Annotated in this window: 15 protein-coding genes; 3 read left to right on the forward strand and 12 right to left on the reverse strand. The window is 65.0% G+C overall.

The window, feature by feature from the left end; all coding sequences use genetic code 11:
- Positions 1-25: 25 nt before the first annotated feature.
- From ACT2B0_RS16090 to dctP, 7 genes are all read right to left on the reverse strand, one after another.
- A complete protein-coding gene (locus ACT2B0_RS16090) occupies positions 26-1,675 on the reverse strand; it encodes an acetate--CoA ligase (protein ID WP_473459185.1) in 1,650 nt (549 codons plus the stop codon).
- Complete coding sequence (locus tag ACT2B0_RS16095; RefSeq protein WP_473459187.1) at positions 1,668-2,051, reverse strand: Zn-ribbon domain-containing OB-fold protein; 384 nt, start codon at positions 2,049-2,051, stop codon at positions 1,668-1,670. The genes ACT2B0_RS16090 and ACT2B0_RS16095 overlap by 8 nt, the downstream gene beginning before the upstream one ends.
- Positions 2,048-3,211, reverse strand: coding sequence for a thiolase family protein (locus ACT2B0_RS16100; RefSeq protein WP_473459189.1), 1,164 nt, complete (start codon positions 3,209-3,211; stop codon positions 2,048-2,050). The genes ACT2B0_RS16095 and ACT2B0_RS16100 overlap by 4 nt, the downstream gene beginning before the upstream one ends.
- The gene (locus tag ACT2B0_RS16105) at positions 3,208-4,401 is read right to left on the reverse strand and encodes an MFS transporter (RefSeq protein WP_473459191.1); all 1,194 of its coding nucleotides are present in this window, start codon (positions 4,399-4,401) and stop codon (positions 3,208-3,210) included. Before ACT2B0_RS16105 ends, ACT2B0_RS16100 begins: the two co-directional genes overlap by 4 nt.
- Before the next feature lie 430 nt (positions 4,402-4,831).
- Positions 4,832-6,163 (reverse strand): TRAP transporter large permease, encoded by a 1,332-nt coding sequence (locus ACT2B0_RS16110; RefSeq protein WP_473459193.1) that lies wholly within the window; start codon positions 6,161-6,163, stop codon positions 4,832-4,834.
- Entirely contained in the window at positions 6,160-6,699 is a 540-nt protein-coding gene (locus tag ACT2B0_RS16115) for a TRAP transporter small permease subunit (protein WP_473459195.1), read from the reverse strand. The genes ACT2B0_RS16110 and ACT2B0_RS16115 overlap by 4 nt, the downstream gene beginning before the upstream one ends.
- A gap of 67 nt (positions 6,700-6,766) precedes the next feature.
- Positions 6,767-7,822: a TRAP transporter substrate-binding protein DctP gene (gene dctP / locus ACT2B0_RS16120; protein ID WP_473459197.1), complete on the reverse strand. Its 1,056-nt coding sequence runs from the start codon at positions 7,820-7,822 to the stop codon at positions 6,767-6,769.
- Positions 7,823-8,051: 229 nt separating this feature from the next.
- On the opposite strand from dctP, the gene ACT2B0_RS16125 reads away from it, so the two are divergent.
- Genes ACT2B0_RS16125 through ACT2B0_RS16135 form a run of 3 tightly spaced genes read left to right on the forward strand, consistent with a single transcriptional unit; the run spans position 8,052 to position 11,769 of the window.
- Entirely contained in the window at positions 8,052-9,386 is a 1,335-nt protein-coding gene (locus ACT2B0_RS16125) for an FAD-dependent oxidoreductase (RefSeq protein WP_473459199.1), read from the forward strand.
- Positions 9,387-9,395: 9 nt separating this feature from the next.
- Positions 9,396-11,063: a dihydroxy-acid dehydratase gene (gene ilvD / locus ACT2B0_RS16130; protein WP_473459201.1), complete on the forward strand. Its 1,668-nt coding sequence runs from the start codon at positions 9,396-9,398 to the stop codon at positions 11,061-11,063.
- A gap of 19 nt (positions 11,064-11,082) precedes the next feature.
- Positions 11,083-11,769 carry a GntR family transcriptional regulator gene (locus ACT2B0_RS16135; protein WP_473459203.1) on the forward strand — a complete coding sequence of 229 codons (687 nt, stop codon included), beginning with the start codon at positions 11,083-11,085 and terminating at the stop codon, positions 11,767-11,769.
- Between the two features lie 612 nt (positions 11,770-12,381).
- Here ACT2B0_RS16135 and ACT2B0_RS16140 read toward each other — a convergent pair.
- The 5 genes from ACT2B0_RS16140 to ACT2B0_RS16160 form a co-directional block, all read right to left on the reverse strand.
- A complete protein-coding gene (locus ACT2B0_RS16140; protein WP_473459205.1) occupies positions 12,382-13,404 on the reverse strand; it encodes a phosphotransferase family protein in 1,023 nt (340 codons plus the stop codon).
- Complete coding sequence (locus ACT2B0_RS16145) at positions 13,405-14,994, reverse strand: AMP-binding protein (protein WP_481658412.1); 1,590 nt, start codon at positions 14,992-14,994, stop codon at positions 13,405-13,407.
- Between the two features lie 23 nt (positions 14,995-15,017).
- Positions 15,018-16,226: an acyl-CoA dehydrogenase family protein gene (locus tag ACT2B0_RS16150; RefSeq protein WP_473466039.1), complete on the reverse strand. Its 1,209-nt coding sequence runs from the start codon at positions 16,224-16,226 to the stop codon at positions 15,018-15,020.
- Between the two features lie 10 nt (positions 16,227-16,236).
- Positions 16,237-16,992 carry an SDR family NAD(P)-dependent oxidoreductase gene (locus tag ACT2B0_RS16155; RefSeq protein WP_473459209.1) on the reverse strand — a complete coding sequence of 252 codons (756 nt, stop codon included), beginning with the start codon at positions 16,990-16,992 and terminating at the stop codon, positions 16,237-16,239.
- 133 nt (positions 16,993-17,125) lie between these two features.
- Positions 17,126-18,043 carry an alpha/beta hydrolase gene (locus ACT2B0_RS16160; RefSeq protein WP_473459211.1) on the reverse strand — a complete coding sequence of 306 codons (918 nt, stop codon included), beginning with the start codon at positions 18,041-18,043 and terminating at the stop codon, positions 17,126-17,128.
- Positions 18,044-18,098 lie beyond the last annotated feature (55 nt).

Here is an 18,098-nt window from a genome sequence, read left to right on the forward strand (position 1 = left end):
GATTAGTATGAACGAATTTGTTACGTCAACCGCCTTCTGCCGCGCGCAGCGCCTTGCGGTTGATCTTGCCCGACGAGGTCATCTCGAACGCCTCCACATAGGCGATCTCGCGCGGCGCCTTGTAGGGCGCCAGGCGTTGGCGCACATGCGCGCGCAGATTCTCGCCGAGTGCGGCATCGCCGGCATGGCCGGCCGCCAGCCTGACGAAGGCCTTGACGATCGCGCCGCGCTCGGCGTCCGGCTTGCCGATCACCGCCGCCTCGGCGACCGCCGGATGGGCAAGCAGGCATTCCTCGATCTCGGCCGGACCGATGCGGAAACCCGAAGATTTGATCAAATCGTCGGAGCGGCCCTTGTACCAGAAATAGCCGTCGGCATCGCGCACCGCGAGATCGTGCGTGCGCATCCACGGGCCAAGCCGCAACTCGGCTTCCTTGTCCGGGTTGTTCAGATAACCGAGAAAGCGGGTCGGCGCGCCGGCAGGCGTGACGATCTCGCCGGGCTCGCCATCTTCCACCTCCCCGCCCTCCGCGTCGACCAGGCGCACGACATGGCCGGGATAGGCGACGCCCATCGAGCCGGGTTTGCGCGGGTAAAGCGCCGCGCAATTGCCGATCAGATGATTGACCTCGGTCATGCCGTAAAACTCGTTACAGACCACGCCGAGCCGGGTCTCGGCCCAGTTGAGCGTGTCGGCCGCCAGCGCCTCGCCGCCGGTGCAGATCACCCGCAGCGCCAGATCGTATTCGGCGCGCGGCTTGGCCGTCTGCGCCAGGCGCTTGATCGCCGTCGGCGCCAGGAAGGTGTGGGTCACCTTGTGACGCGCCATGAACCGGTAGGCCCAGTCGGCCGAAAACCGCGCCTCCGACGTGACCACCGGCCGGCCGGCGAGCCAGGCCGGAAACAGCATGTCGAGCAGTCCCCCGACCCAGGCCCAGTCCGAGGGCGACCAGAAGACGGAGTCCCCGTCGCCCAGCGACAGATTGAAGAACAGATTGATCGACGGCCGATAGGAGGCAAGCACCCGGTGGCCGTGCAGAATGCCTTTCGGCATACCGGTCGACCCGGACGTGTACATTAACAACGCCGGATCGTCGGCGCCGGTATAGGCGGGCTCGAAATCCTCGGGCGCCGGCCCCGCCAGGATGGCGGCGAGATCCGGCTCGCCGCCGGCCGCGCCGCTGACCAGCACGTCGTTGAGATCCGGGAAAAAGTCCGCCGCCGCCTGTCGCAACGGCGCCCAGGCCGCCTCGGTGGTCAACAGGCAGCGCGCCGCGCAATGGTTGAGCGCATGCGCCAGCGCGTCCGGACCGTAGAGCTGCGACAGGGTCACCGCCGTGCCGCCGAGCTTGCAGACCGCCATATGCGCGATCGCGGTTTCGGGCCGCATGCCGGTATGGATGCCGATCAGGTCGCCGCGCCCGTAACCGAGCGTACGCAGATGCGAAGCAAGCGCCGTCGCCGCGCGGTCGATGTCGCCGAAACTGTAGGAGACGGTCTCGCCGTCGGCCTGTTCGAACACCATCGCCGTGCGCGAACGCGCGCCGGCGCCGAGATGGCGCCCGACCGTCATGGCGAAAATATTGGCGTCGGCCGGAATGTCGATCGCCAGCCCGTCGCCCTCCCGCTTCAGGCCGATCCCGGCCAGCGCCTCGGCGCTCCACTGATCAAGCATGATCGTCGTCCTCGTTTTCCAGATAAAGCCAAAGGCCGGGCCGCGCGTCGGGCGGCGGCGCCAGCCGCCCGGCGGCGTGTCGTCGGGCGGGATTGACGAGCGCCACCGTCGCCAGCCCGTCGGCCCCGTCGAAACGGGCGAGCGCGAACGCGCCGTTTTCGGTGTCGGCGCGCCGCACGACCCGCGCCCGGCCCGTCAAGGCCCGCCAGGCCATCTCGCGCCCGCCGCACGCGCCGCAGATCGGCCGCGGCGGAAAGCTGGTCGCTGCGCACGAGGTGCACTGCGCGGCGAGCGCCCGCCCGTCTCGAAGCGCGTCGAAATAGGGCGCCAGCGTCCCTTCCGGCACTGTGTAGTCGAGGGTCAGCCGATATTTCATCGCGCGCCCTCCAGAATGCTGACCGCGTTCAGCGTCGCCACGCCGCCATGCGTGTCGGCGAGCGCATAGCGCGGCGGCGTTGCCACCCTGCGCCCGAAATAGCGCCCCTCCAGCTGCAGCGCGCAGGCCAGCACCTGCGCCACGCCGGTCGCGCCGACCGGCGCCCCCTGGCCGAGGAGGCCGCCCGACAGATTGACCGGCAGCGCGCCCTCGGCGGCAAACACGCCTTCGCGCTCGGCCCTGACGACGTCCACGGCCAGGCCGAGACCGTCGAGCGCCTGGAGCTGCGCGCCGGAATAGCTGTCATAGATCTCGGCAAGACCGATCTCGGCCACCGTCGTGCCGGCTTCGGCGAGCGCGCGCCGCATCGCCACGCCCTTGGCCTCGAAACGCCCGGGCCGGGCCCGCTCGCCGAGCCGCACCCGGTCGTTGGCGACCCCCATGCCGGCGATCCGCGCCCGTCCCGCCCCGACATCCGGCAGCGCCGCCGCGCCGGCCAGGATCACGCAGGCCGCGCCGTCGCTGAGCGGCGAGCAGTCGAGCCGGCGATAGGGCTGGGCGATCACCGGCGACGCGGCGACGTCGGCGGCTGCGATGTCGAGCGGCAGATGGGCGTTGGGATTGGCGCGCGCGTTTTGTCGGTTGCGCGCCGCGATCGCGGCGAAATCGGCCTCTATGGCGTCGGTCTCCTCCATGAAGGCCTGCACCGACAGCGCGTAGAGGCTGGTCGAATCGATACCGGTCATACCGTCGGTCCAGGCGTCGAAGGAGAGGCCGTAAAGCGCCCCGACCGCGGCCCCCCGCAGGTGCGAGGCCGACGGCTCCAGGCCGAGCACGGCGACACGACGCGCGCGCGCCGCCATCACCATGGCCGCGCCGGCGTGAACCGCCAGATGGCCCGACGCGCCACCGCCCTCGACGCGTTGCGCGGCGATGCCGAAAAGTCCGAGCTCGTCGGCGATCAGGGCTGCGGGATTGAGCTGCAGGGTGAAGAAATCGCTTTCCGAGGCCAGCACCAGCGCATCGATGTCGCGCGCTTCCAGCCGCGCATCCGACAACGCGTCGAAGAAGGCCGCGCGCGCCCAGTCGCGCAATCCGCTGCCGTCCTTGCGCCGGTTGAACGGCGTCATCGCGCCGCCGGCCACCACCACACCGCTCATGATCGCCTCGCCATAGTGGGCACGGCGCCGGGCGGGTCGAGCCTCATCAACAGGCCAAGGCCGACCGCGTTGACCGCAAGCGCCAGCCACAACAGCCCGGAAAAGCCGAAGCGGGCCTGCGCCAGCGCGCCGAGCGCCGGGCCGAGCGCCATCATCAACAGGCCGATCATCGCGATGACGCCGAGCGCCCGGCCGATGGCGCGGCTGCCGAGATGGCGTTCGGCCGTCTCCGGACGCAGCACGGTGTGGATGCCGAAACCCGCGCCCTGCAAAAGCACCGCGACAAGCGCAAGCGCCGGCAATTCCGGCGCCGCCAGCAAAAGCAGCGGCGGCACCAGCATGAAGACGAACACGACCCGGCACAAAAGCACGCTCGACACACCCGGCATCGCGCCGAGCGCCAGCCGGCCGACGATCTGCGCCGGACCGATCAGCGCCAGGATCAGATGGGCCGACGCGCCGAAGCCGGGCCGGCCGGCGAGCGCCGCCGGCAGGTGAAACAACAGCATGCTGTGCGACAGGATCAGCGCTGCGAAACTGGCGCCGATCAGAAGCGTGCGCGCGCGCAGGCTGGCTGCAAGCGGCGGAGCGGCCACGCGCTCGCGCGCCTCGACGCCCTCCGCCTCGCCCGGCAGGGCAAGCGCTGCCAGAACGGCTCCGGTCGCAAAGACAAGCACGATGCCGCGCCAGTCCAAGACCGCGCCCAGCACGGCGGCCAGCGGAAAGGTCACCAGCGAGGCCAGACCCGCAACCAGCGTCACGGCGGCGATCGGCGCGCGCGCGCGGTTGGGAAACCGGCGCACCACCAGCGCGAAACAGGGATCGTAGAGGGTCGCCGCCATGGCCGGGCCGAGCACGAGCATGCCCGCCACGAAGACCGGATAGCTTGGCGCCACCGCGATCAGCACCAGCGCCGCCGCGCCGCAAAGCGCCCCGCCGGCAAGCAGCGCCCGGCCGTGGCCCCGGTCGATCAGCCGGCCGCAGAACGGCGCTGCCAGCGCCCACGCCAGGAGCCCGCCGGTCAGCGCCGCCGACATGACGATCGGGGTTTCGCCGAAGGCAGCCCCGATCCGAGGCAACAGCGCCGCGAACAGGTAGAAAAAGGCCGACCACAAAAGAAGCTGCGCCGCGGCATGGCGCAGGACATAGGCGCGCTCGCTTCGCGACAGCTCGCCCCATCCCCGTACCATCGGTCCTCCCGCCGCGCTCAAGATCATATTAATTTGTTACTACAAATTGGCCGGGAAGCAACCCCTTTTGCCCCAATCCCGTCGAAAAGCCCGAAATGGCGGCGCGACCAAGCCGGGCCGCCGCCCGGCCAGGTCGAAGAAACACGCAAAAACTCTGTCCGCCGAATGATATGTCGATGAGGGTTGCAACGAGGGCGATGCCCGTCAGGGCTCGAACGCGGCGTGAGTTCGACCGGCGCGCCGGCGGTCGTGCCCGGCGCGCCGGTCGTGGCGGCGTTTACGGGCGGGCGACAAGGCAGCGGAAACATCGCCTGCCTGTGTCAGGTCGCCCAGATCAGCGAATTGGCAGGACCATCCGCACACGGCGCATCCGCGCCGCCGGCATCGTCCGGGCGCGACCGCCCGGACGACAATGTCGTCAACGCTGTGCTCAGAAGCCCAACAAGACACCCGGAAGCCAGGTGGCCAGTCCGGGGAACGCCGCCATGATGGCCAGGCAGATTGCCTGCAGCACCAGAAACGGCACGACGCCGCGATACATGTCGGTCAGCGTCATCTCCGGCGGTGCGATGCCGCGCAGATAGAAGATCGCGGGCGCCAGAGGCGGCGTGAGGTAGCTGGTTTGGACGATCAGCAGGATCAGCATGCAGAACCACACCGGGTCGAACCCGGCATCGCGCACGAACGGCATGAAGATCGGGATGAAGATCAGAATGATCGAGATCCACTCCAGGAAGAACCCGGCGACGAAGACGATGCCGAGAAAGATCGCCAGCATGACCGCCGGAGAGACGTCGAGATCGCCCAGCACGCCGCGCAGCTGGGTGATGCCGCCGACCGAACCGAAGGCGACCGTGAACATCGACCCGCCCAGCAGGACGAACATGATCATCGCCGTCACGATCAGCGTCCGCCAGCCCGCATCCTTCAGCATCGTCAGGCTGAGCGTACGATAAAATCCGGCCAGCACGACCGCGGCCACGGCCCCGATGGCGGCAGCCTCGGTCGGCGCGGCCACGCCCGCGATAATCGTTCCCAGCACGGCGCAGATCATCAAAAGCGGCGGGATCAGGGCCTTGAGCGAGATCCACAGCTTGTCGATCAGCGGCATCGAATCGGCAAGGGACGGATCCGGCCGCGGCGCCTTGTGCGGCTGGACCACCGCGACACCCACCACGTAGACGAGGTAAAGCAGGGCCAGGATCGAGCCGGGCACGATCATCCCCACCATCAGGTCGCCGATCGAGACATCGGCCACCGGCCCGAGAATGATGACGACGACCGAGGGCGGGATGATGGTTCCCAGCGATCCGCCCGCGCAGATCGTACCGCTGATCAGGCTTTTGTCGTAGCCTTGGCGCAGCATCGGCGGGATGGCCAGCAGGCCGATGACGGCTTCGGTCGCGCCGACCACGCCGGTCGAGGCGGCGAAGATGATGCTCATCAGGATCGTGCCGACGGCAAGCCCGCCCGGCAGCCGCCCGGTCCAAAGCTGCACGGCGCGGAACAGCTGCTCGGCAATGCCGGACCGCTCGAGCACAGCGCCCATGAAGACGAACAGCGGCACGGCCGCCAGAACGAAGTTCGACGCGGTCTCGTCGATCTTCTGGGTGAACTGGAACAGGATCGGCCGCAGGTTGAAATCGAACTCGATCAGCCCGAAGACGAAGCCGGACACCATCAGGGCCAGGGCCACCTGGACGCCGCAGAAGATCAGCACGAACAGGCAAACGAACATAAGGACGGGCAACAGCTCCATCATCGCGCCCGCTCCTTCGTCGTCAGCACCGCGACGGCGTGCAGGATCTTCGCGACCACCTGCAGCGCCAGGAGAACGAAACTGGCGAACATGATGGCGCGGAACGGCCAGGCGGGCGGGTTCCATGCGCTCTTGCCGGTCGTGCGGCCGGACGCGAACGCCTCGGCCATGTAGTCGAACAGGGCGTGGCTGATCAGCACGCAGAACGGCAGAAAGAGAACCGCCAGAAAGACAAGGTCGATGACGGCTTGCCCCCGGGGTCCGAACTGGCTGTAAACGAGATCGATGCGCACATGTTCGCCGCGCATCAGCGTGACCGCCCCGCCGAGCAGAAAATACGTCCCGGTCAGCATGTAACCGAGCTCGAAGGTCCACGTTGTCGGAACGCCCAGAATCTTGCGGGCGATCACCTCCCACACGGTGACGATCACCAGCGGCAGAAATAAGAGCGCCGCCGCCGCGCCGCTCCAGAGCGTCACCCTGTCCAGATGCGCGGCCAGCGTGCCCGGCCAGCCCGAATTCCGGTTGGCAAAATCCATATGAATGCCTCGATGAGAAAACGATTATGGCCGGCCCATAGGGCCGGCCATTGCGACTGTATTACCCTCAGCGTTCGATCTTGCGATACCGCTCGGCTCCCTGCCACAAGGCATCGAACTCTTTCTGGCTCTGCCAGACGCGGGCAAACCATTCATTTTCCTGAGCGTTGCGCTCCGCATAGGCCGCACCGGCCTGGTAGATCGCTTTCTGCACCTCGGGGGCAAGGTCGATGACCTCGTTGCCCTCGTCCTCGTAGAACGTCTTCGCCAAGGCATCGCGCTGCCCGAAGGTCATCCAGCAATCGAGCGTCACCAGACGCGCCGCGTCCTGAAGCAGTGCGCGGTCGGCTTCCGAAAAGCCTTCCCAGACCCTGGGGGAGATCACCAGCTCGAAAGGCGCCACCGGCTGGTGCGCGCCGGGCAGGATCACGTATTTCGCGACCTGGTGGAAACCGGAGGTCTGGTTCTCGCCAAGGCTACCGGACTCGACGGCGTCCACGACCCCGCGTTCGAGCATCGTGTAGACCTCGCCCATCGGCGCGGTAACCGGCGCCGCGCCCAGTTCGGACGATATTTCCAGCCACGCCCCGGCGGTCCGCAACTTCAGACCCTGAAAATCCTCGAGCGTGCGCACCGGCTTGTTGGAGTGCAGGAACACTTCCGGCGTGCGGATGCCCAGCGGCATCGAGACGAGGTCGAATTTGTCGGCCCGGAACTCCTGCCACAGCTCGCGCCCGCCACCGACATAGAGCCAGTGAAGCATCCGCTCGCTGTCGAAGGACCCGGCAAAGCCCCCGAACAGGATCGTCGTGCGATCCTCGCCCCAGTCGTAGCCCATCCACGTATGCCCCATGTCGGCCACGCCGTTGCGGACGAGATCCGACACTTCCAGGGCCGAGCCCAGCGTACCCCCGGGATAGGTTTCGATCGTGATCCGGCCGTCGGTCAGGCGGGCGACTTCCTCTGCATAGGCGTTCGCCATCAGTTCCATCGTATACCCGCCGCTCCAGCTGGTCGCCATGCGAAGGGTGATCTTGTCCTGCGCCAGAGCCGGCGACGCTGCGGTGGCCATGGCAAGTGCCGGAGTGGTCAGGGCCGCGCCCAAAAGTGATCTGCGTTTCATCGGTTCCTCCAAAGAGATCATTAACGCCGCGTCGTCGGCGTCCGAACGCTCCAGCGCGCCCAATCGACCATTGACGGGATGGCGAGCCGTAGAATATTAGTAATATGTCAGTTGTCAATATTTCCTATCAATTAGATAATTTCTGTTTAAAAACATTATGTTGACGAAAAATCATCTAACATACCAGAGCGCATGTCGAACTGAGAAATCCTGAGAGGAGATCGTATCAATGGTCGAAGCGGATCGCAGACCGGTCGAGAGAATCGACGCGGACATTCTGGTGGCCGGAGGAGGGGCGGCCGGCGTCGCCGCCGCGGTGACCGCCGCGCGTTCGGGCGCGTCGGTGGTCCTGGTCGAACGCTACGGCTTCTGCGGAGGCGGCGCCGTGGCCGGCCTGTCGGGAACCGTATGCGGTCTTTACGAGGCCACGGACCGCACGGACCGCGCGCCGCGGAAGGTCGTCTTCGGCTTCGTCGACGACTTCATCGCCGAAATGGAAAAGCGGGGCGGGCTGACCGATCCGATACGGTATGGCAAAACCTGGACGCGCGTGCACGACCCGCTGATCTGGCGCGAAGCGGCCGATATGCTGCTGTCCGACGCCGGAGTCCGCGTCATCTACCACGCCGAGATTCTGGCCGCGCTCTGCGAAGGACCGGTGCTCGAAGGCGCCCTCGTCTCCACTGTAACGGGCAGGCTCGAAATCCGGGCGAAAACATGTGTCGACGCCACCGGCGACGGCGCGCTCTCGGCCATGGCCGGCCTGGAGACCTATATGGGCGACGGCCACACGGTGCAGAACCCAACCATGGTCTTCCGCATGTTGAACGCGGACGTGACGAGGTTCCAAAACACCTACGGCAGCGACAGCATCATGCCGGTCGAGGTCAGCGAGCTGATCGCGAAGGCCGACGGCAACGGCTACTCCCTGCCCCGTCGTAAGATCTGGATTTTCCCGACCACGCGCCCCTCGGAGCTGATGTGCAACTGTACTCGCATCGTCGGCGAGGACGGCCGGGAACTCAACGCGACGCTGTGGCGGGATTTTTCCGAGGCCGAGGTGCAGGGACGCCGGCAGGTTCGCGAATATGCGCGCTTCTTCCGCGACACGCTTGCGGGTTGTGAGAACACCGTCGTTAACGATACCGGCGTGCAGGTCGGCGTTCGCCAGACCCGACAGGTGCGCGGACGAGCCACGCTGACGAACGCCGACGTGGTGACCGGCGCCAAATTCGCCGACGGGATCGCCCGTTCGCCCTGGCCGATCGAGCTTCACAGCGGCGACAAGCCCCGCGTGGAATGGCTGCTGGAGGATTGGTACGAGATCCCGTTCGGCTGTTTCGTTCCCCCGGCGTCGGAGGGCCTGCTGACCGCGGGGCGCTGCCTTTCCGCCGAGCACGAGGCCGTCGCCTCGGCCCGCGTCACGGCGCAATGTTTTTCATATGGGCACGCCATCGGCCATGCCGCAACCATCGCCGCGCGGGACCGGCTTTCCGTTCACGCCATCGACGGACGCGATGTGCGCCTCCTACTGAACCAGGATGGCGCCGGCCTCGGCAACTAGGAGATTTCAATGAGCTTTCGCAGCAATTTCACGCCCGGAACCACACGCTGGGCCGTCCGAAGGGCGCAATGGATCGCCATGGGTATCGACGAGGCGGATTTCGACAAACCCAAGATCGCCGTCGTCAACAGCTCGTCCGGCCTGTCGGTTTGCTTCCAGCATCTCGACGCCGTGGCCGAGACGGTCAAAAAGGCGATCCGCGACGCAGGCGGGCTGCCCTTCGAGATCCGGACCGTCGCCCCGTCCGATTTCGTGACCTCGGCCGGCAAGCAGGGCCGCTACCTCATGCCCAGCCGCGACCTTCTGGTCAACGACATCGAAGTCCAGGTCGAGGGCGCGGAACTGGACGGCATGATATTGCTGTCCTCCTGCGATAAGACTACGCCCGCCCATCTCATGGCCGCCGGACGCCTGAACGTGCCCGCGATCATCCTGCCCTGCGGATTCCAGCTCGGGTCCAACTGCGGCGGACGCGACAACGACATCGAGGAAGTCTACAAGGCGGTCGGCGCCGTGAAGGCGAAGAAGATGACGCTGTGCGAACTCAAGGAAATGACGCGCAGCGCCATTAACGGTCCCGGCGTGTGCGCGGGCCTTGCAACCGCCAACAGCATGCACTGCATGGCCGAAGCGCTTGGCATGGCCCTGCCCGGCAACGCCCCGATTCGCGCCGGCTCGGCGGAGCTGGACACCTATGCCCGCAAAGCCGGCGCCCGGATCGTCGCCTTGGTCGAACAGGATATCCGACCCCGCAGCATCCTGACGCCGGCGGCCTTCCGCAACGCCGTGCGGGTCGCCACGTCGATCGGCTGTTCGGTCAATGTGGTTCGGCACCTGACGGCGACCGCCGCCGAAGCCGAATGCGACGTCGATATCCTGGCCGAGTTCGCAGCCGCGGTCGAGCTGCCGCAGATCACCCAGATCAGGCCCAACGGCCCCGACCGGATCGAGCAATTCGCTGCGGCCGGCGGCGTCTCCGGGGCAATGGCCATGTTGCTGCCGACGCTTGACGGCAGCGTTCGAACCGTCAGCGGCGCGACCCTGGCCGAAAACCTCGCGGCCCGCCCTGCCCCCGATCCCCAGATCATCCGCCCGCTCGACGCGCCGTTTCGCACTGAGCCGGGCCTGGTCATCGTGCGCGGCAATCTCGCCCCCGACGGATCGGTGGTCAAGCTCTCGGCCGTGCCTGCCTCCGTTCGCCGCTTCCGCGGCCAGGCCATCGTTTTCGAGAACGAGGCCGATGCCATCGATGCCATCGAAAGCGGGCAGGTCGGCGCCGGCAAGGTCGTCATCCTGAGAATGCTCGGCCCAAAGGGCGGACCCGGCACGGTCTTTGCCGCGTCTTTCATGGCGGCGCTGGTGGGAGCCGGTCTTGGCGCCGATGTTGCCGTCGTCACTGACGGCGAGCTTTCCGGCCTGAACAGCGGCATCACCATCGGCCAGATCATGCCCGAAGCCGCCGAGCGCGGGCCGTTGGCCGCGGTCGAGGACGCGGACATGATTGCCATCGACCTCGAGGCGCGAACGATCACGCTCGAGATTTCAAACGACGAGCTTGCCGCTAGGATTGACGCCCTGCCGCAGCGTCCGCGCACCAGCGAACGCGGCTGGCTGGCCATGTACCAGAAACTCGTGCAGCCTCTGTCGAAAGGCGCAATTCTTCGCGTAGATGAATGACCATGAGAGGACCCGGAGCGTGAAGGACGAACCCAACAGCACCCAGATGGCGAAGGCCTACGCGGAACTGGAGCGGCGCATCGTGTCGCTCCAGCTTCTCCCCGGAGAGGTCGTGTCGGAAAACACGCTTTCTCGGGATCTGTCGATGGGCCGTACGCCCGTACGCGAGGCCCTTCGCGAGTTAAGTCGCGAAGGGCTTGTCGTTATCATGCCCAAGCGGGGCGTGGTGATCGCGGAGATCGACGTGATGCGGCAGCTTCGTCTGCTCGAGTTCCGCAGGGTCGCGGAGCGCTTCGTGGTGGAATCGGCCGCGCGCCGGGCCAGCGACGTCGAGAAGCGCCGCTTCGCCAATTTAACCAGTGAGATGTTGCGGGCCTCCATCGCGGAGGACGGCGAGACGTTTCTGGATCTCGACCGGCAGTTCAACGAAATGATCATCGAGGTCGGCCGCAACGAGTTTGCCGCCGCCTCCATGCGGCTGAGCCAGGGGCTTTCTCGCAGGTTCTGGTTCGCCTATTACCGGCATTACGACAATCTCTCCGAGACGATCCGCCTGCATGCCGAGATCGCCAAAGCCATATCCCTGGGCGACCCGGAGGCGGCCGGAACAGGGCTCAACCGGCTCATAGACAACGTCGAAGCGTTCACCCGCGCAACGCTTGATTTCGAGAGCGGCTGGCTGCGGCGCCCCCCGGAAACGAGCTGACGAAACCGTCCGGTCTCTGCGAACCGATCGCGCCGCGCAAAACCATCGCCGCGCGTCGTCCTGGCCCTAGCCCGCCTCTCGTCGACAACAACCAGACGCGCCCACGCGACGCAGCCGCGCCGGTTGCGCGACACCCCCCGGGTTGAGTCAGTAACGTCAAGCCATCAATTTTGGTAAAGTGGCATCTTGCGCGCTCGTCACAGACAAAATGGTATCAGATAGCGGTTGATTTAATAGTATTTCCTTATCACTACTGCGATGGCTTCTAGCCACCGATACCGGCATTCGATGCGAATCTCCGTTTGAAACGAACAGGCATGCGGTCAAAAACACGCTTATTGTTCATTGATACGGCCGGTCGACTTGAAGATTCAATTCGAAACGGTCGATCAGCGTGTCGATTTTTGGTGCTCGGCACATATGACGCAGCGCCACATTTACCTTCCCGCAACCGCGATCGCGCCCGCCTGGAGCGTTTCCAGGCGAAGTGGAAGCCGGTTCGCCGCTCGGAAACGCGTCAAAACGATAGATTAGGGCCGGTCTGCGATTCCGCGAAAAGCGGAACGGCTTTAGAAAACCGCGCCATCAGCAGCGACATCGCGATGTCGGCGATCAAGCGCGTCTCTTTGCTTCGGCGATGTCCAGCGCTCTGATGGCAAAGCGTTCAGCGAGCGGCCCCAGTTCCGCGGCATGCTTGTCGACCGCGTTTCCGCCGCGGGCGCGGTCGGCAATGCCGACGAAAATCACGGCGAAGCGGAACAGGGCAAAGACCTTGTGAAACCGCCGCAGCGGGGCCGCGTGGGGCATCCTGCCCATGTAGCGCTCGACGAACTCGCTCTCTTCCGGCAGGCCAAGCACGTCCAGGTCGAGCCCCAGAATGCCGCCATATTCGTCCGGCGACGTATGCCATGGCATGACACAGAAGCCCAGATCGGCAAGCGGATGTCCGAGCGTCGACAGTTCCCAGTCGAGGATCGCGACAACGCGCGGCTCGCTTGGATGGAAGATCATATTGCCGATGCGGAAGTCGCCGTGCGCCAGCGTCATCTGGCCGTCGTCCGGCGGAAGATGCTCCGGCAGCCACGCGACCAGTCTGTCCAGCGCGGGAATCGGCGGGCTTTCCGACCCGCGCCACTGCTTGGTCCAGCGGTCGATCTGGCGTTTGAAGTAGTTGCCTGGCCGGCCATAATCTTCAAGACCCACATCCGCCGGCCTGATCGAGTGCATGGCCGCCAGCGCGTCGGCAAGCCCCATCCATATCGCGCAACGCTCTGCCCTCGGGAGCTCCGGCATTGAGCAATTGGTGAATATCCGTCCCTCGACCTTCTCCATAAGATAAAACGGCGTCCCGAGAAGCGCCGGGTTGTCATGAAAAAGGATGGGCCGGGCGACGGGCACGCCCGCCGGATACAGCGCTTCGAGCACCCGATACTCGCGCTCGACCGCATGGGCGCCTTTCAGGATCGGACCGTTCGGCTTTTTGCGCAACACCATGCTGGCGTCGCCATGGCTCACGAAATAGGTCGGATTGGACTGCCCCCCTGCAATGCGCGTCAACTCGAAGCGGTCTGTCCTGCCAAAGCTCTTGTCCAGGAAATCGCGCAGTACCGCGATGTCGAAATCGGCGTCCGTCATTTAGTCTCGCGCTCCGGTACCAAGGCGTTCGCGTAGGATGAACTTCTGGATCTTCCCGGTCGCCGTGCGCGGCAGTGCGCCAAATGCGAAGTGCTTCGGCACCTTGTAGTGTGCCAGATGATCCCGACAGAACAGCCGCAGTTCCTCGGCGTCGAGGGTCTCCCCATCCTTCAGTTCGACAAATGCGCAGGGTACTTCACCCCATTTCGGGTCGGCCTTGGCGACCACCGCCGCGAGCAGGACGGCGGGATGACGGTGCAACGCGTTCTCGACCTCGAGGCTGGAAATATTCTCGCCGCCGGAGATGATGAGGTCCTTGGCGCGGTCGCGGATCTCGATCTCGCCATTGGGGAAGCGCACGGCCAGGTCGCCGGTATGAAACGCATGATCGGCAAATGCCTTCTCGGTCGCCTCCGCGTCGCGATAGTACCCAGCCATCAAGGTATTGCCCCTCAATGTGATCTTGCCCACCGAAACGCCGTCCCACGGCAGTTCCTCGCCATCGTCCCCGATCACGCGGATGCTATTCGCGGTCGCATGCCGGCTTCCCTGCCGGGCGAGTTGTGCCGCCTTTTCCGCGCTGCCGAGCGTTGCCGCCTCCTCGGGTGGCACTTCGCAAAGCGTGACCGGTCCGTAGCTCTCAGTTAGCCCGTACAGATGGTGGAAATCGAAACCCAGCGCTTCAAGTCCGGAGATCAGCGCCGCCGAGGGAGCCGCGCCGCCGGACGCGGTCAAAACGCGACGCGACGAATTGTAACGCGCGCGCGCCGGATGATTGAGCAGCATGTAGAGGACGACGGGCGCACAGGCCATGTGCGTGACGCCATGCTCACCGAGGGCCCGGAATATGTCGGCCGGGTCGACACGGTCGAGACAGACGTGAACGCCGCCGGCGGCCGTGACCGCCCATGTGTGGCACCAGCCATTGCAGTGAAACATCGGCAGGGTCCACAAATACACCGACCGATCGTTCAGGCGCAGCGCCAGCACATTGCCGATTGCATTCAGATAGGCGCCGCGATGATGGTAGACGACGCCCTTCGGATCGCCGGTCGTGCCGGAGGTGTAGTTGACGCAGAGCGGCTGCCATTCGTCCGACACGCTGTCGAAAATGTCCCCAAGGGGTTCGGCGTCGCCGCCAAGAAAATCGCCTTCCTGCGCTTCCAGTTCGACGAAGGCCACACCGGCCTCGGCCGCTGCCTTGCATGCAAGCTGCGCGCACGGGGGATCGGCGATCAGAACCCGACTCTCGGCATGGTTCAGGATATAGGCAACGCCCGCTACGTCGAGGCGCGTGTTGATGGTGTTCAACACGGCGCCTAGCATCGGCACGGCGTAATGCGCGGCCAGCATCTCCGGCCTGTTTGCCGCCATGACCGAGACCACGTCACCGGCCTTGACGCCGCGCGCCTTCAGGAAGGTTGCCATGCGCGACACGATGTCGGCGAAGCCCGCATATGTCCACGTCCTCTCGTGCCAGATGACGGCCGGTTTGTCCGGATAAACGGCAAGCGCCCGGTCGAGAAAGGCCACCGGGCTCAGCGGCTGAAAATTCGCTGCCCGGCGGGCAAGATGTGGTTCGTTGCGCATCTGTCTCCTCCTGCCTTGGGCTGTCAGCCGCCTTCGGCGTCCCAATGCCAGAAGCCGCGCCCTTCCTTCCGCAGAAGGCGGTCGAGCACCATCTTGTGGACCTCGTCCGCCCCGTCGACGAGGCGCGCCTGACGGGCGTAGCGATAGATCCATTCGAGCGGCGTATCGGTGGAATAGCCACGCGCTCCATTGATCTGGATTGCCGTGTCGGCGGCCTTGTGAAGAAGGTTGGCGACATGGATCTTCGCCATGGACACTTCCTTGCGGGCAAAACGGCCATGATCGAGTTCCCAAGCCGCTTTCATAACCAGAAGCCGGCCGATCTCGATCTGCATGGCAAGGTCGCCAAGCATCATCCGGATGCTCTCGCGCTCCGACAGTCGCTGGCCGAAACCGAAACGTTCGCCGGCATAGGCCCGGGCCAATTCGACGGAGCGTTTGGCCAGGCCGAGCCAGCGCATGCAATGGGTCAACCGTGCCGGACCAAGTCGCATCTGCGTCACTTTCAGCCCGTCGCCCTCCTCCATCAGCACGTCTTCGGCCGGGATTTCCAAATCTTCGAAGATCAGCTCGCAATGACCGCCATGTTCTTCAGGCCCCATGATCGGAATGCGCCTGTCGATCCGCCAACCCGGCCGGTCGCGATCGAAAAGAAACGCAGTCAGACCCTTGCGGGGGTCGTCCGACGTTTTCGCCATCACAATGAAATGCTGCGCGTTCTCAGCCCCGGTGATGAACCATTTGCGGCCGCGAATGATGTATCTGTCGCCGTTGCGTTTCGCCGTCGTCAGCATCATCGAAGGATCGGAGCCGGCGCCGGGATGCGGTTCGGTCATCGCGAAGGCCGAGCTCACCTTTCCCTCCACGATCGGCTTCAGCCAGCGCTTCTTCTGGGCCTCGGTCGCCGCCTCTTCCAGCACCATCATGTTGCCGTCTTCAGGCGCGGCGGAATTGAAGACCACGGGCCCGAAGATCGAGCGGTTCATCTCCTCGTAGCAAACGGCCATGCCGACCTTCCCGAGCCCCTGCCCGCCAGTTTCCTTCTTCAGTTGCAGGCACCAGAGCCCTTCCGACCGCGCCTTGTCACGCAGCCGCTCGAGGTGATCGCGCGCGATGTTGCCGTGCTCGTCATAGGCATCGCGGCGCTCTTCAAGAGGCATGATCTCAGCTTCGACGAACCGGGCGATTTTCGTCCGGTACGCCTCGATTTCGGCGGAAATGGTGAAGTCCATTGTCAGATCCTTACATTGAGGAAACCAGATGGCCGCCATCGACGACGATTTCGGTGCCCGTCATGAACCGGCTGGCATCGGAGGCAAACAGCAAGAGCGGGCCATCGAGGTCCTCGAACCGTCCCAGTCGGCGCTGCGGAATCCGACGGATCATCGCCTTGCCGGCATCGCTGGCAAAAAAGTCGCGGTTGAGATCCGTTTCTATGTAACCGGGACACAGCGAATTGACGCGGATATCATGGCGCGCCCATTCCAGAGCAAGCGCGCGGGTAAGCTGAATGACGCCTGCCTTGGCGGTTGCATATGCGGCCACTCCACCGGCAACACGCAAACCGGCAATAGAGGCGACGTTGACGATCGTCCCACCCCTGCCAGCCTCGACCATCCGTTTCGCGGCCGTCTGAGCGACACGGAAGACCCCGCTCAGGTCCGTGTCGATGACACGCGCCCATTCGTCCGGCCTTATGTCGAGCGCCGCACCGCCATGGGCAACGCCCGCATTGTTCACAACGATATCGTAGGGGCGGGCGTCTGCGGGGAGAGCCGCACTGACCGAGGCGTCATCCGTGACATCCAGATGCACGATCTCGCTGTTGCCGCCATGCTTGGAAATCTGGCTGGCGGTTTCCTCCAATGCAGCCATGCGCCGGGCTGCGAGCGTGACGTGGGCGCCGGAACGCGCAAGGACTTGCGAGACATGCCTTCCGACGCCCGACGAAGCGCCCGTGACGAGGGCGCGGCGGCCGGTAAGATCAACACTGATCATCACTGTTTCCTGTCCATCCGAGGCCCGGGCCGATGGGTCGCTCGCTGAGCGCTATCGTCCAGTCCCTCAGTCGCACCGTTCCGCTTCGATCGCGGTGCCGGACGGGGCGCGCAATCGCGCCCCGCCACGCTTCCTACGGCTCGAGCGTCTCGACGAACCATTTGGTGGCCATGGCCGCAGCAACCTTGACCTTCGACTTGTCGGAATAGAGCGTCATGTGGGACGTGTGCGGAAGCACTTCGAGCTTCTTCCTGGTCGTCGGCACCTGGTTGAACGCATTGATTTCCAGATCCCACAGCGTGAGGTCGTCGCCCTCCGCCACGATCATCAGCGTCGGCGTGTTGTAGATACGCTTCACGAACGGGCCCACATCATAGTTCATGAGCAAATCGACCGATTCCACCGTGCTGCTGTTCTGGTAGAGCGGAGCCTCGGATTCCTTGATCGCCGTGAAGGTGCGAACAGTCTCCGGGAAGGGCCAGGACGAGACTTCGTTGGCAGAGTCTTCCGTCGCGTGAGGCAGGTAAAGTTGCTCGCCGGGCTTGTCGTAGCGCAACGCGCGATCCCTGAGAATGAGATCCCACAGAGCGCGGAACTCCATGGTTCCATGCGCGCGCCGCATGTTCTCGTAACCGTCGATCACAGGGATCTGGCTGACGATTGATTTCACCCGCGGATCGATCGCCGCGAGGATGAGCGCGTGGCCGCCCGAATAGGAAATGCCCCACACGCCCAGCTTGTCTTCATCGACGAGTTCGTGCCGCTCGAGGAAGCTCAGCGCGTTCTGATAGTCTCTGACCTGCATCCACGGATCGAGATGCTGGCGGTTGTCTCCGTCGCTGACGCCGAGATTGCGATAATCGAAGATCATCGCATTGATGCCCGCTTCGGCGAATGCCTGCGCGTAGATCGGCATCACGATCTCGCGGACATAACACCAGCCGCCAGCCAGCACGACAGTTGGCGAGCGCCTGGACTCGTCAGCCAAATACAGCCAGCCACGAACGGTGTCGCCCTCGGACTGAAATTCTACATCCAATCTTTTGACCATTATTCTCTCCTTAGACAAGCAATCGATTGCATCTTGTGGTATGAAATGTCCTTGT

Source organism: Nitratireductor sp. J20-h4 (genome assembly GCF_056780505.1).